This window comes from Lacrimispora algidixylanolytica (genome assembly GCF_003609635.1).
Taxonomy (GTDB): domain Bacteria; phylum Bacillota; class Clostridia; order Lachnospirales; family Lachnospiraceae; genus Lacrimispora; species Lacrimispora algidixylanolytica.
Map to the genome: position 1 here is coordinate 16,227 of NZ_MCIA01000015.1, position 15,469 is coordinate 31,695.

Below are 15,469 nucleotides of genomic sequence, written 5' to 3' on the forward strand. Positions count from 1 at the left end.
AAAATCAACAAATGAATAAACACACAAAACATCAACTCATAAAGACATATGTCTCACTGGACAATTTAACGTACATCTGATAGTATAAAAATAAATATTGAAAATGCTGAGAAAAGGATTAGTATCTGTAAACTGGTATTAGAAAGTTGCAGGTTGATGCGAAGCAATAGAAAGAATACAGGGAACTCACCTTTGAGCAGTCTTAGTCAAATTGAAATTTATTATATAATAAATTAGAGAGTAGCTAAGAACGGAAGACCACCGTTATATGGGAATGATATATGGCATTAGTGCCCGTATCTGAATAAGTGCATAATACTTAGGTATTATGAATCGGAGTGGTACCGCGTAAGATTAAGTCTTTCGTCTCCTTGGCAGATTGCCGGAGATGTGAGGCTTTTTTTATTGCTGACGCCAAGGACTCAGTGGGTTAGATGGTTATTTGAATTACAGCGTCTACACATGTTAAGTAGTAATAATGATGCCGTATTGTGATAACGAGAATAAATAGGATGAACATCACAGTATTGTGGCTTTTGGGCGGAAAATAAGCAAAAAACGAGGCTAAAAAATGCAATTTTTTGCCTTTTTTTTGCTCTTCCATGGATGACATAGATGGCTTCTAAGCAAAACACAATAATAAGGTGATAAAATAATTGCCAAAGAGAAGCAGCCGATAGGAAAAGATACACAGCCTGTACCACTGCAAAAGGGAACTATGGTTTTTCATGACTGCCAGACTGCCGAAGATGTTTGCTGGTTAGAAAGTGAGTAAAAAATACAGATTTAGGATTTGACTTCATCTATTGACCTATTAGGTAAATGGAAGTATACTGATATTGACCCATTAGGTCAATATAGAATAGATAATATGAAGGAGTGTCACATATGCCTATAAAATTACTAGATTTAGAACCTCAAAGACGTGACGCTATTTTGAATGCCGCATTAAAAGAGTTTGCATTGAAGGGATTCGATAGCGCTTCGACCAATGTAATTGCAAAGGAAGCTGAAATTTCCAAAGCCCTAATGTTTCATTATGTAAATAGTAAGAAAGATCTTTTTCTGTTTGTATACGACTTTTTTACTGAACTCATGGACAAAGAATATTTCGAATTGATGAATTTGGGCGAAAAAGATATTTTTGATAGGTTGCATCAGTCATATCTTCTTCAATTTGAATTGATAAAAAAATATCCTTGGGTTTTTGAGTTTAATAAACTCTCTATTGCAACTAATTCTAATGAGATAAATAAAGAACTTGAAGAAAGAACCAACAACAAGCAATCATCATGCTATAATCATATATTTGATGGGTTAGATGAAACTAAATTTAGGAACGGCCTGAATATTGAAATGTGCAAGCAGTTTATTTTTTGGTCTAACATTGGTTTTACGAATCAAATTTTAGACGATATCCGAAATTCAGAAACTTCCCCTTTAGACGATGGCCTTATCACTCCAAGACTTGATGAATACTTTGTGGAACTTAGGAAAATTTTCTATAAACCAAGTAAGGAGTAGATTTGTATGAGGATTAAGATTTTTTACTTTTCCGCCACGGGGAATTCTCTGCAAATTGCCCGTAATATAGCAGAAGAATTAGAAAACTGTGTAATTCAGTCAATGGCAGCTTACATACCCAATAAACCTTTGGGCGGCCTAGGTGAATCCATTGGTTTTATATTTCCCGTTTATTTCTATGGTTTGCCAAGATTAGTTAAGCGCTTCGTTGAAGGGCTTACCATATCCCCTAACACTTATTGCTTTGCGATTGCTAATTCTGGAGGCACACGATCAAATCCATTAGGAATGATTGATGATATTCTTATGTCTAAAGGTGTTCGCTTATCTTTCGCAGATGAGATTAAAATGCCGGGAAATTATATTGTTTCACATAATTCCCCTAAGCCGACCCAAGTCAAAAGGCTGATCACAGATGCTTCTATCAGGACAAAGAAAATTGCAAAAGCGATTCTTAACTGTGAGTTGCGGCCTGCCAAACAAAAAGTAAAACTATGGAGTGAACGAATCAATCACCATTTCTTATATAAAAATACGCATAAATTGGATGAAAAATTTATAGCTACCGACAAGTGTGTAGGCTGCGGCTTGTGTGCTAAAATATGTCCTGTGAATAATATTAAAATTGAAAATCATCATCCATGCTGGCAGCATACTTGCGAACAATGCCTTGCTTGTATTCACTGGTGTCCTTGTGAAGCTATTGAGTATGGCAGAAATACAATCGGACGTACAAGATATCGCAATCCCAATGTTAAAGTCGAGGATATCATTAGAAGTTGCCAAGGTATGGAATGAAAGAAATATATAACCTATAATCGTTAAGTTTCCTTTAAGAGATGAAGGGGGGATCCTTCTAGTCCATAAGCCAGAAACCTTCATCTAAGAACGAATGGCAACGCTGGTGCCAGTGAAGCAATAAGGCGGCTATGAAATATAGGTATGGTAGTAACATAGGAGGAAATAGTCATGGAACGAAAATTAAAGTCATCAATTGTAACAGTACAGAAACTACATCAGTCGATGATCCGACTATTGAAAAAACAGGAGTATGAAAAAATTTTAGTTGCAGGAATAGCAAAAGAAGCAGGTTTAAATCGGACCACTTTCTATCTGTTTTATAGTTCAAAGGAAGAATTGATTTATGATATCTGCGATACTTTTTTAGATGAATTTATTGAGGTTTTTATGGATGCATTAGATAAAAATGCAAAAGAGCAGGAAGTAAAGAGTTGTCAGAAGGCTTTCGAAAACTTAAGCAAACATGAGAAAGTAATAAAAGCATTATGGAATATTCAGGAGGAAACGTTTAATCCTTATAAAATCATGGAGAAATCTGTGGCTTCCACAGTTTATCAGTTTTTGGAAAAAGAGAATATTCAAATGAAAAATGGCGGTCAAGCAGACTTTTTTGCAAATCTATACGCAGCAAATGTGATGGCAACAGTAAAATGGTGGATCTATAATTATCAAGATTTCACGATTGGTTACGTACATGGAGTAATCAAAGATTGTCATGAGAAAGGTTTGCTTTCTTTACTGGAAAACAAGAAATCTTAATGGTCGACACATTTTATGATTCTGTCTTTTGGGTTATTTTTATGCTTGTTAAAATAATAGAAATCAATACCAAAGGAGGATATTACAAATGGGAAACAGAGCTTGCGACGTATCAGGAATTGAAAAGCCGAATATACAGGGATTAATGGCATGGTAAAGCTGTAGCGTCAGAAACACTCTGCCCAGTTGCTGAAAGTTTTTTTATGAGAGTAATGTCTGAGGAAGATATGGAACATGGAGCAGTTATAGCTGGACAAATAGTGCCACTTATCAATTGAGAAGAAGCAGTAATTGATATTATTGATAACACAATAGCAGGTGCAAAGGTTTGTTTTGATGAGATTACAAAGTTCGAATTTCAATAATCCGATGGAGGATAAATTATGAATCAGAAAATATTTAAAGATTCAAATGGAAACGATATACCTGTAATTTATGACAAATTACCTCCTGTAGAGGAAGCGGTCTACAGAAAGAACACATGGAAGGCTGGTACAAAACTTAACGATAAAGCTTTAACACTGCCTTGCAATATCATCGAAGAAAAAGATGTAGCAGCGACTTTATGTGATGGCACTAAAATTTTTACGGATGTATTCAGACCCGATAATAGTCAGAAAGTACCCGCTGTTATTGCATGGAGCCCATATGGTAAGGAATTCCACGGTATGCCTGTGGAAGGCATCGCTCTTTCCGGTCTGCAAAAATTTGAAGGACCCGATCCGGCTTACTGGGTTAACAAGGGCTATGCTGTACTGAATCCTGACACAAGAGGAATTGGCAATTCTGACGGGGATTTCTGCCAGTGGGGAAGACAGATGGGAAAAGATGGAGTTGATTTCATTCAGTGGGTAGTTGAGCAGAGTTGGTGTAATGGAAAAGTAGCCTTTTGCGGTAATTCATATCTTTCCATGGTCCAGTGGTTCATTGCTGAACAGCAGCCATCGGCGCTAGCGGCCATTGCACCATGGGAAGGCTCCTCTGATATTTATCACGATTATTTTGTCTTAGGCGGTATACCAAACCCAGAGTTTGGTAGAATGGTATTTTCCAGTTTTCGAGGAAGAAACAGTGGTGAAAATGTAGCAAGTATGACAGAACGTTTCCCACTCTACAATTCGTATTGGGAAGATAAGGTTGCTGACCTTTCAAAAATATCTGTTCCTGCATATGTAGTCGCAAGCTATGCAAGTAAAGTCCATACCAGAGGAACGTTAAAATCTTATATAGAATGTGCATCGGAAGAGAAATGGCTGAGAATTCACAATACACATGAATGGCATGACTTTTATATTCATCAGGATGAATTGTGTAGATTTTTTGACCACTATTGCAAGGGGATTGACAATGGTTGGGAAACAACACCTAAAGTTAGGTTATCAGTATTGAATCCTGGTGGTGATGACATTGTTGATCGTCCAGAAAAAGAATATCCATTATTTCGTACAATACAAAAAACCACATATCTTAATGCAAATGATTTTTCCTTAAGCTGGTCACCTGTTGAAGAAGAATCGCTGGTAACCTATCAGTCTGATGACAGTGAAAGCAGTATTTCATTTTCAGTAAAATTTGATGAGCGTACCGAAATTGGAGAAAATATGGAATTAACACTTTGGGTCGAGAGTGTAGGAAATAATGATATGGATTTATTTGTTATGGCAAATAAAACCTCAGCATCTGGAATTTCGTTGCCTGTAGAAGTTAGCGGTGCTCCTTACTGTGTAAATGGCGCTGCTGAATATGAATGGGGAAACGGTCATCAGCGAGTATCAATGCGTAACTCTGATGATAAACCTCATTTTCTTGAAGCCGGCCAGATTGTTCCAGTAAAAATTGAACTCTGTCCAATGGGTATGATATTTGAAAAGGGCCAGGTCTTGACAATTGGAATCAGCGGATATGATCCTCAAACACCGGAGTTACCTGGTCAGCTTTCTACGAAAACAATCAATAAAGGAAAACATGTCATATATACTGGTGGAAAATATCAGTCAACTCTTACAATTCCAGTTGTTTCCTGAGGCATCCGGACAATCTGAGGACAGTTCAATCAAAGATGTTGGGCTATAAAAATGAGACCGATAGCATCAAAATTGGATGCGTTGGCCGGACGCAATGCAGCAATCCTGCAGCTTGAATAATAGCTTAAATCCTTTCAGTTCTATATATTGTGGAACTATTGCATTACATGATTTTTTAGCAAAATGTATCAATTAAAAAGGGAATATTCAAAATATTAAAAACGAAGGGAAATAGATATGAAGGTTGTAGCGATATATGGAAGTGCAAGGAAAAATGGAAATGGTGCAGCATTAGTTGAACGTGCAATTAGTAATTTTGCAGATAAAAATCCTGAGCTAAAGAGATATTATCTTTCAGATATGGATATTAAGTCATGTTTGGGATGTTTTGCTTGCAGAAAAAAAGAAATGTGCGTAAGAAAAGATGACATGAACAACTTGCTTCAGGACATGATTGAAAGTGATTTTGTTATCTTTAGTAGTCCGGTATATATGTATGATGCATCAGGTGATTTTAGACTTATGATAAACCGTATGTACCCAATGATTGGAGGAGAACCAGGAAGATATACAAAACGACATCCGGGTAAAAAGTGCATGATTATAATGACACAAGGTGCACCTACCATCATGTTTCGCGGCGCAGGTAGAAATATAAAGCGTATTATAAAAAGTTTTGGATTCGATGTTTTTGGACTTGTTAGGCTTGGATTTGCAAATGAAAAAGAAGCAGCAGAGAAGAACAAGAGTGTGCTTAGAAAGATTGATCGTGTGTGTAGTAAAGTCATGAAAAGTTTATAATTAAAAATATATAAAAAAACCAAGGTGCTTTATATAATGAGAGTCATTAATCTTGTTTATTTTGTATATGTAGAAATCTAAAAAAATAAGATTAGAGTTGTAACTGATTGATCTAGATTTGTTCAAAGTCTTTTTGGGAAAATAATCTTACTTATGATGTTTAGGACCAATTTTGCAACTTCAAATTAATACCACCATTTCTTGGGTTTTGGATAAAAATGATTCCTACTGATTTATCTGGTGATATTTGCTACCAAGAGAACTGGAGAAATACATGGTATTTATTGATGGTACAAAGTTGGAAGCCTTTGCCGATAAATACACGTTTTTCTGAACTTTTTTGGCACAGGTGAATGAAAAGCTGTTATAGATCAAAGACGGTCTGGATTGAATTGGACAATTTCTTGATGCAATAAACAAAGTAAACTCAAAACAGTACTTCAGTCACTCGAAAATGTTAATGGTCAAATTTTCTTCATCAAAGACGATGAAATTCAAAAATGATACGTTAACGCAGCTCATATCGATTCAAACATATACTCAGGGACATATCAGCTTTTATCAGCAGCAAGCAAAAAGTATTAGGCTTGCTACTGATAAGATAATAAGGACACCAGGCTGTCAGGTTATTCTTTCCTGGATCATCAATTACTATTTTGTAAGAATTACCGAATAACACTCATTCACTCGGAGCAGAAGCATTTTCCTTACCGCATTTGTTAGTCTGGTTGCCTAATCTTTATATTGTCTATCAAAATTTCCCTTTTCGTTTATAGTTTGTTTATCTTTTATACCTCCCCTGTTAATCCTCCCAATTTATGATAAAACTGTCTAAAATAATTCATATACATATAAACCAGGAGGTATGAGGTTGAGAAAACAATTTTTTAACAATAAGAAAATCAAGATTCTGATTGCAGTTGCAGTAGTAGCCCTACTGTTGGGAATTATCATCGTTCCGACCATGGCAAAGGATTCCAATGCAAATCTTACGGAAGCCGTAGCAGTAAAACAGGATATTGTAAAGTATTACAGCTTTAGCGGAAATATTGAGTCCAGCGATGTCCAGAACGTTCTTTCCACCACCAACAAGCCAGTAAAAAAATTCTATGTAAAGGAAGGAAACCAGATCCAGAAAGGTGACCTCCTATATGAGGTGGACAACGACTCCGCCCAGTCCACTTTAACCAGTGCCAACACTACCCTGGCTGACGCCAAGACCACCCTTGCCGCAAAAAAGTCAAGCTATGAAAGAAGCCAGTCTCTCTACGGCACCGGAGACGTGTCTCTTCTGGAGCTGGAGACGGCCGGGGACGAATACAACAAGGCTCAAAATGCCATAACCGATGCACAATCCCGCCTGTCCCAGGCTGAGAAGGAGCTGGAGGACACGAAGTACTATGCGGAGGTATCGGGAGAAATTTCTAAAATCTATGTGAACGAAAATGATTCCGTCACCCAGGGAACCCAGATCATGGACATTATCAACTATGATGACCTGGAGGTTAATGTAAAGGTGGATGAGTACGATTTATTCGCCGTTTCCGTGGGAATGGAAGCAGAGGTGTATTTCGAAGCAATGGAGAAAACCGTTTCCGGTACTGTTACTGAGATTTCAAGGGGAGCCAGCGTGGTAAACGGCGTTTCTTATTTTGAAACGACCCTGAGCTTGCCAAAGGACGATGAGCTACGAGTAGGATTATCGGCGGAGGTTAAGGTAGTAGCGGAAAGCGCCAGTCAGGCCATTACCATTCCTGTGGAGGCCGTCCTTTATGAGGGCACCACGCCTTATGTCCAACGCCATAATGACGCAGGAAACCTGGAAAAGGTCTATGTGACCGTGGGCATCAGCGACGGAAGTAACGTAGAAATTAAAGAGGGTTTAAGCGAAGGGGACCGTGTGTCCTATGTACCAAACGTAGGCTCGGAAGATAAAGGCGGGGGCCTCCCCGGCGGAGCAGGCCCCATGGGTGAGGTAGAACAGGAAAATAGCTCATATTATGGAAGCAACCTCCCGGAGACCATTCTATCACTCCCATTGGAGGTAGCATAATGCCAGAAGAAATTTTAACTATGAAAAATATTGTTAAAGAATACCAGATGGGTGATGAGACCTCCACCATACTAAAAGGCATCAACCTAAGCGTTCAATCTGGCGAATTTATTTCCCTCCTGGGTCCCTCCGGCTCCGGAAAATCTACATTGATGAATATCATCGGCTTTTTAGATGTGCCTACTTCCGGGGAGTACCACTTATCTGGAAGGAAAATGTCAGGACAGGAGGAAAAGCTTCTGGCACAGATCCGGCGGAAAGAAATCGGCTTCATTTTCCAATCCTTTTACCTGCTCTCCAGGCAGTCCGCCTTAAAAAACGTAGAACTGCCCTTAATCTACTCCGGCACGGATAAAAAGCTCCGCTACGAAAAAGCCGCCGATATGCTGAAAAAGGTAGGACTTGGTGATAAGATGCACCATCTTCCCCGCCAGTTATCCGGTGGGCAGCAGCAGAGGGTCGCCATTGCAAGGGCTTTGATTAACGACCCTACCATCCTCTTAGCCGACGAGCCAACAGGGGCTCTGGACCAAAAGACTGGACGCCAGGTTATGGAGTTGTTCCATCAACTGAACGAAGAAGGCCGGACCATCATCATGATCACCCATGATGTGAAACTTGCAAAAGAAGCGAAGAGGGTGGTCAGCATTCTGGACGGTAACATAAGCGAGGAGGTGATCTAGGTGATCAAAGAAAATTTTCTGATGGCCTGGGATAATATCATAAACAGCAAGATGAGGTCATTTCTTACCTCCTTGGGCATAGTCATCGGTGTTGCCTCCGTCATCGCCCTTATTACTATTGTACAAAGCGTTACCGGAGAAATGATGTCACAGTTTGAAAGTATGGGAGCTGATAAAATCACGGTTATAGCTACGGGAAATCCCTTGAAATCTGGTCTGACTACAAGCGATTTACGAAAATTGGAAGAAATCCCCAACGTCACCGGCGTAGCTCCCTCCGTTTCCATTACCGGCTCCGCAGGAAAGCAGGGAATCCTTTTGGACGAAGTTTCCATCATGGGGAAAAATGAAAAATATTTTCAGCAAGACACCACAGAGCTGACCAGAGGCAGGAAACTGACGGCCCTTGACATGGACGGTCACACCTATACCTGTATCATTGACCAAGACATTGAAAAGGCAGTATTTCCCAATGAAAATCCCATCGGTCAGAAAATCATGGTCAACGGCCAGGGCTATGAGGTGGTGGGCGTAAGGGACACGGATAGCAGCAACGATGTCATGTCAGGAATCAATGCCAGTTCTACTTCTGACGGAACCATTATCATTCCCTATAAAAATGCCCTGTCCTTATCCGGCTCATCCACCTATTCCAATGTTGATGTTTTTTTAGAGGACACGAATTTGTCGGATGAAACCACCTCTGATGTGGAGACTGTCTTAGACGCCGCATTTAACTACAAGGACGACAGCTATAAAATCGTGGATTTGGGTAGTATTTTAGATACTATGAACAGTATGCAGTCCCTTCTTACAACCCTACTTGCAGGAATCGCGTCCATTGCCCTTGTAGTAGGAGGAATCGGAATCATGAACATGATGTTGGTTTCCGTTACAGAGCGAACCAGGGAAATAGGCCTGCGTAAAGCATTAGGGGCTGAGCCCGCCCAGATCCAAGCTCTATTTATTATAGAGGCTCTGGCCCTGTCCCTCATTGGGGGAGCTATCGGCATTGCCTTAGGACTCATCATCTCCGTGGTGGCAACCCTGATCATCGGGACGACATTTTCCATCTCCTGGGGAGCCATTGCTTTGGGAATCGGATTTTCCGTAGCAGTAGGCCTGGTGTTTGGCTGGACGCCTGCAAAAAAGGCCAGCGGACTAAAGCCCATCGACGCCCTGCGGTCCGATTGATTTCAGTGAAAAATGGTTCCAAATAGGGGATTTTACTGATAAGATGTACATAAAAACAATAAAATCCCTGGGAGATGCCATATGAAGATAAAAAACAAGATTCTATTATTCACCTTTTCAGTCATGCTGTTTTCACTGGTGCTGTTTTTTGGAATCGGAAGCTTGGTGGTCTGGCTGTTTTCCGGTGATGTCGACGATGTGGGAATGCCGACCTTAGATCAGAAAGCCTTTCTGATAGAAGATACCATAACTGCCATAGACAATGACAGCTCCGACTGGGCAGGTATCGCCGCCACCCTTGAAAAAGACGATTACAGACTTTACGTTACCAACGGAGAGGCGGTGGTTTTTTCAAACTTAGACCAGAAAGCCAGGCCCATCATTCGAATCTTGAAAAAAATTCCCTGGTTGGAAACAGGAAAGTCCTGCTATGTGGCAGGAGTCACTTTTGTGGGAAAAGAAATTGGCGGATATCGAATAACTGCAGTAAAAATGAACAATGTAACCGACGCCACCGGCCACAGAGTGAATCAGTTTGAAACTGTGCTCAACGCTTTTCTCGCAATCGGTTCGGCCACCATCATCGTGATTCTGCTCATTGGACAAATCCTTTCCTCTTGGATGGTAAGAAGGGGCCTTCGCCCCCTCCGCGTTCTGACAGATGGTGCTCAGAGAATTATGGACGGGAATTTGTCGGAGCCGGTCATCTATGACGGAAGGGATGAGCTTTCCCGTGTCTGTGAGGCATTTAACCAGATGCAGAGCCATTTAAAAGACGAAAAAGAACGAGAAGCAGCCTATGAAAAGTCTCGTACTGATATGATAGCAGGTATTTCTCACGATTTGCGGACGCCTCTGACCTCAGTGAAGGGCTATATCAAGGGCTTGCGGGACGGCATTGTAACCACTCCGGAGAAGCGGGAGCAGTATTTGACCATTGCATACAACAAGGCCACGGAAATGGAGGTCCTGCTTCAGAACCTGTTCTATTTTTCAAAGCTGGAGACGGGAAACTTGCCCCTGTTTCTCACAGAGGAGGACATGGGCGTCTTGGTAAGGACCTTTGTGCGCCAGTCAAGAGATGAGCTGCTCCAGAAAAATGTCGACATCAGGCTGGACATCCGGACCGAAGAAAATCCCATCATGGCGGAAACGGAGCAGATACACCGACTCCTTATGAACTTAACGAACAACTCATTGAAATACGCCGATGCAGAGGATCTGACCCTGACGATTTCTGTTTGGAATGAGGCAGGCAAGATTCACCTCGTATTCGCGGACAACGGAAAAGGCGTTCCCGAGGATAAGCTTTCCAGCTTATTCGTCCAATTCTGGAGGGGCGACGAATCCAGAAGTAGCAGGATCGGAGGCGGTGGAAGCGGCCTGGGACTCAACATCGTAAAGCACATCGTGAAAATGCACGGCGGCTCTGTCCGTGCGAGAAATGAAAACGGCCTGGTCATTGACATTCTTTTACCGATCAGAGAAAGGACTATATGAAGAAAATATTGATTATTGAAGACGACAAGGAAATTTCCATGCTTGAGCGGGATTACTTAGAGATAAGCGGCTTTGAGGTGGATATCATATCCGACGGCAGCAAGGCCGCCGCCGCTGCTTTAAACGGCGATTACGCTCTGATTCTTCTGGACCTTATGCTGCCTGGAGTCAACGGATACGACATCTGCCGGGAAATCCGGGATCAGGTGGAAATTCCGATTCTTATGGTCACGGCCAGGCTGGAATCTGTTGATAAGATCCGGGGACTTGGGCTCGGAGCTGATGATTACATAGCAAAGCCGTTTGATCCTGCGGAGCTGGTGGCCAGAATTAAGTCCCATTTGAAACGGTATGAAAGGCTGACAGGAGCAGGAAAGGACAGTCAGGAAGCGGACGCCGCCATTTTGGTGGAAGAGTTAAAGATTTTGCCCAGAAGTTGGAAGGTTTACAAATCAGGAGAAGAGGTGCGGTTTCCCAACCGTGAATTCGAGCTGCTCAAATACCTTGCAACCTACCCAAACATCGTGTTTTCTAAGGACCAGTTGTTTGAGCGGATCTGGGGGTATGAGTATGTGGGAGATAGCGCAACGGTGACGGTACACATCAACCGCATCCGGGAAAAGATAGAAGAGGATCCTGCAAACCCCAAAATCATCGAAACCGTATGGGGCGCGGGATACCGGCTCAATAAATGAGGAGGACAGACATGAGGAAAATAAAACAGATAGGCGCTTTCTGCCTTGTAGCCACTTTAGCCGTTTTAAGCCCTGGGATGGCTTTCGCAGGAAGTCCGGAGTTTGCAAGAACCGCAGAGGAATGGGCAGGGCTTCAGGATAATGTGATGGAATACGGCGAGCTGGCTGGCCTGATTCACGAATATAACGTAACGGTCCAAAAGAACCAATTAGATATCAGCGACAAGAAAAAGGACGGGAGGATTACCAGCGACGAAAACGCTCAATACTACCGGGATGCGGCCAGCGATTACCGGAGTGCTATCACAGGAGACGATGCCCTTTCAGATGCTCAGAATGCGGTAGGGGCCAGCAACGCCGCTGCCCAGGCTGACAAAAATGTAGAGGACATTAGGGTGTACCAGATTACCTACGACCAAGAGGAAGCCAATCTTGTAACCACTGCCCAGACCTCCATTATTTTCTATTTTAAACAGCAGTATGAGTTGGAGAGCGCAAAGGACAGCCTGGAATATTTACAGGCGGCTTATGACTCTGCCCAGGCGAAGAAAAACTTAGGAACGGGCATCCAAATCGATGTGCTTTCCGCCCAGAAAGATTTGCAGGACGCCAACGCTTCTATTGAGAAGCTGACGGCCTCTATTGAGGAAACGAGGCAGGGCCTCTGTATTATGCTGGGCTGGAAATACAACGATACTCCTGAAATACGAGATCTTCCGACTGTAGACAGTAAAAAAATTGACGCTATGGCCCCGGAAGCGGATCAGGAAGCTGCACTGCAGAATAATTACACTTTGAACATCAATAAGAGAAAACTGGAAAATGCCAGCTCCGATGTGACCAAGGAATCCTTGAAAAAGACCATAGCAAACAATCAGCAGAACATCAGTACGGACCTTGTAAAGTCCTATCAATCGGTTCTTCTGGCCAAATCTTCCTGCCAGCAGGCGGAAACGGAGCTGGAACTGGAAAAGAAGAATTTTAATACCGTAGAACGGAAATACCAGGCTGGTACCGCCAGTCGTTTAGAGTATCTGAAACAAAAGAACACTTATAATACAAAAGCCATTGCCGTAAAGACTGCGGAACTGAATTTATTCGAAGCGGTCCAGACTTATGAAAATAGGGTCAGCGGTCTGGCCTCTACGGGAGGATGATAATATGAGAAAAAGATGGTTTCATTTTCATTCAGGGGATACGCCTACAGCGAAACTCACGACGGTTAGACCGTCTGGTGTTGTGCCCACCCGCTCACCTGCCGGTGCAATATCTTTCCCGGTTTCATTATTACTGGCTGTTGTTCTGGCCGCTGTGACTGTTCTGACAATTCCCGGCGCCGGTTTTGCCTATGCAGCCGGTCCTGGTCAGACTGGAGAATCTATTCCTGACGGAGTGACAAAAGAACAGTGGGCCAGGCTCAACGACCAGACCATCGAATTTGACGAGCTGCCCGACCTGGTACGCTACTTCAACCAAGATGTGCAGGATACAACCGATTCTATAACTAATTCTATTGACAATAGCCAGTACATCTACGATGAAATGAGAGGCTATATCAGGGATTTGGGGGATGATGCCGATGAGCTGGAGGATTCCGGCGTGACCTCCAGTGCGGAAGGCATGGCCCAATATAATGTGCTGAATATGACGATAAAGGGCTTGAAGACCTCGGCCGACACTATGAAGCGGACCCTGGACCATATGAACCGCAGCAATTCCTCCACAAAATCCAATATCACCTATGCTGTTAAAAATTATACTTACTATGCGAACCAGCTCATGGTCAGCTATAACAGTGCCCAATCAGGCCTTTCTTCGCTCCAGAAACTGGTAGAGGCCGGAAGCGCTTCTTTAGAATCGGCCAAAGCAAGTTATGCTATGGGAACCGCTGCTCAGGCAGATGTCATTACCGCCCAGAATGAGCTTCTCACCGCCCAGGCCTCTCTTTTGTCCATGGAAAACACCGTAGACAGCCTGCGCCGTTCCCTGTGCCTGATGACGGGATATTCCACAGATTCAAAACCGGCTATCGGAACAATCCCCCAATTGGACATGACAGAGATATCTTCCATGGACTTGGAAACCGACACGGAAAAGGCCGTCAATAACAATTACTCCCTGATATCCGAACGGCACGCCTCCTCCGGCAAGACCACCACCGGAATGAAATATAAAGACGCCAGCATTACGAAAGGAGAACAGAAAATCGCCGTGACCATGCAGTCCGATTACCAGGCCGTTTGGCAGGCCAAGACCGCCTATGAAGCTGCCTGCACCGCTTATGAAATGGCTGAGCTGAAATGGGGAAAGGCAGAACGTTCTCTTCAACACGGACTTACCAGCAAAAATGACTCCTTACAGGCCCAGATGAGCTATTTAAAGGCGGAGAGCGAAAAGCAGAGCTCTTATAATGATTTGTATCAGGCCTATGATACTTACCAATGGGCGGTGGCTGGAATCGTGGTGGAGGGGGATTGATGGTGAATTTTGAGAAAAAAAAGATCAAAAATCGATTTCCTGAAAATGTAGGTTTCTGCCTCAAAGACTATCTATTTTACGGTATTTACGATCCAGTATTCCACATCCTGGTATAGTTATGGCTAGGAAGGAAAGATGGGGGCTGTCGCACTAAGTATTTAGTGCACAGCCTTTTTTGTATAATAGGAAATACTCAATTTCTGATAACATTAAGTATATCGCTGCTGTATTGTCAACATTCACTTTCTTTTGTGGAGAAGAGATGGGAAATTCATTATGGCTGCTTACTGGCGATTTATTCGATGGTGGTGCGGATGAAACACTATATGGATTTGTACATAACGGAAGTCTAAAAATTCATACAACACTTCAAATTCTTTATTGACATCAATTCGCAGCGCTTGAAAGCATCTTTGACAGGATTTTTTTATTTCATTATCTCTGTCTTTTTCTGGAATGAATTTAAGCGTATCTTTAATAATTTGTTGAAGCAGACTTGTTGTTATAATGTCTGTTCCTTTTTTTATTGCGGAGATAATGGCTCGAGCGATTTCTTCGGAATGAGGCTCGTCCGCATTTTCTAACAACATACCGTGTAATTCATCTTGTGAAATACTTTTAAGACGTTCCGCTGCAGAGATGCCCTTGGATGGATTGAGCCGTAGGTCCAATGGTCTTGATTCAGAAGTAATTTGATCTATATTGGAAAAATTTGTTTGTTTCACTGTTAAAATTTCCGGGCCATAATCTAAGCTCTAAACGCTCCTTTGTTCGTGGCAATTCGATGGGATCGACATCAGTAGCATATAACTCTGGTTGCAGTTCCTTATATTTATCTTTAAAAGCTTTGTGGTGAGTACCCTTATACCTAGGTCGATGCTGATGTTTTTGTTCCTGATTATCCACTCTTGCTTCCACCTTTTTATATGTTTTTTTATTATATAATCCAAAGTGTCT

At 42.1% G+C, this 15,469-nt stretch carries 12 protein-coding genes, 1 pseudogene and 1 other annotated feature; of the genes and pseudogenes, 12 read left to right on the forward strand and 1 reads right to left on the reverse strand.

Going from position 1 to position 15,469, the window contains the following annotated elements; all coding sequences use genetic code 11:
• The first annotated feature begins 99 nt into the window (after positions 1-99).
• Positions 100-374: a binding site (T-box leader), on the forward strand.
• 514 nt (positions 375-888) lie between these two features.
• The 12 genes from BET01_RS10385 (at position 889) to BET01_RS10440 (ending at position 14,512) form a co-directional block, all read left to right on the forward strand.
• A complete protein-coding gene (locus tag BET01_RS10385; RefSeq protein WP_120196733.1) occupies positions 889-1,524 on the forward strand; it encodes a TetR/AcrR family transcriptional regulator in 636 nt (211 codons plus the stop codon).
• A 6-nt stretch (positions 1,525-1,530) separates the two neighbouring features.
• Entirely contained in the window at positions 1,531-2,322 is a 792-nt protein-coding gene (locus tag BET01_RS10390) for an EFR1 family ferrodoxin (RefSeq protein ID WP_120196734.1), read from the forward strand.
• Positions 2,323-2,493: 171 nt separating this feature from the next.
• Positions 2,494-3,084, forward strand: a complete 591-nt coding sequence (locus BET01_RS10395; RefSeq protein ID WP_120196735.1) for a TetR/AcrR family transcriptional regulator — start codon at positions 2,494-2,496, stop codon at positions 3,082-3,084.
• 383 nt (positions 3,085-3,467) lie between these two features.
• Positions 3,468-5,108, forward strand: coding sequence for a CocE/NonD family hydrolase (locus tag BET01_RS10400; protein WP_120196736.1), 1,641 nt, complete (start codon positions 3,468-3,470; stop codon positions 5,106-5,108).
• A gap of 237 nt (positions 5,109-5,345) precedes the next feature.
• Positions 5,346-5,909 carry a flavodoxin family protein gene (locus tag BET01_RS10405; RefSeq protein WP_120196737.1) on the forward strand — a complete coding sequence of 188 codons (564 nt, stop codon included), beginning with the start codon at positions 5,346-5,348 and terminating at the stop codon, positions 5,907-5,909.
• A gap of 871 nt (positions 5,910-6,780) precedes the next feature.
• Positions 6,781-7,962: an efflux RND transporter periplasmic adaptor subunit gene (locus BET01_RS10410; RefSeq protein WP_158585033.1), complete on the forward strand. Its 1,182-nt coding sequence runs from the start codon at positions 6,781-6,783 to the stop codon at positions 7,960-7,962.
• On the forward strand, positions 7,962-8,645 hold the full coding sequence (locus tag BET01_RS10415; RefSeq protein WP_120196739.1) for an ABC transporter ATP-binding protein: 684 nt from the start codon (positions 7,962-7,964) through the stop codon (positions 8,643-8,645). The genes BET01_RS10410 and BET01_RS10415 overlap by 1 nt, the downstream gene beginning before the upstream one ends.
• The gene (locus BET01_RS10420) at positions 8,646-9,839 is read left to right on the forward strand and encodes an ABC transporter permease (protein ID WP_243117185.1); all 1,194 of its coding nucleotides are present in this window, start codon (positions 8,646-8,648) and stop codon (positions 9,837-9,839) included. It begins immediately after the preceding gene.
• Positions 9,840-9,920: 81 nt separating this feature from the next.
• Complete coding sequence (locus tag BET01_RS10425) at positions 9,921-11,339, forward strand: HAMP domain-containing sensor histidine kinase (protein ID WP_120196740.1); 1,419 nt, start codon at positions 9,921-9,923, stop codon at positions 11,337-11,339.
• Positions 11,336-12,034 carry a response regulator transcription factor gene (locus BET01_RS10430; RefSeq protein ID WP_120196741.1) on the forward strand — a complete coding sequence of 233 codons (699 nt, stop codon included), beginning with the start codon at positions 11,336-11,338 and terminating at the stop codon, positions 12,032-12,034. Before BET01_RS10425 ends, BET01_RS10430 begins: the two co-directional genes overlap by 4 nt.
• 11 nt (positions 12,035-12,045) lie before the next feature.
• On the forward strand, positions 12,046-13,191 hold the full coding sequence (locus BET01_RS10435; RefSeq protein ID WP_120196742.1) for a TolC family protein: 1,146 nt from the start codon (positions 12,046-12,048) through the stop codon (positions 13,189-13,191).
• A gap of 154 nt (positions 13,192-13,345) precedes the next feature.
• A complete protein-coding gene (locus tag BET01_RS10440; protein ID WP_158585034.1) occupies positions 13,346-14,512 on the forward strand; it encodes a TolC family protein in 1,167 nt (388 codons plus the stop codon).
• A gap of 347 nt (positions 14,513-14,859) precedes the next feature.
• Here the strand turns inward: BET01_RS10440 and mraW are convergent.
• Positions 14,860-15,418: pseudogene (gene mraW / locus BET01_RS10445) on the reverse strand (16S rRNA (cytosine(1402)-N(4))-methyltransferase); the annotation flags it as partial.
• Positions 15,419-15,469 lie beyond the last annotated feature (51 nt).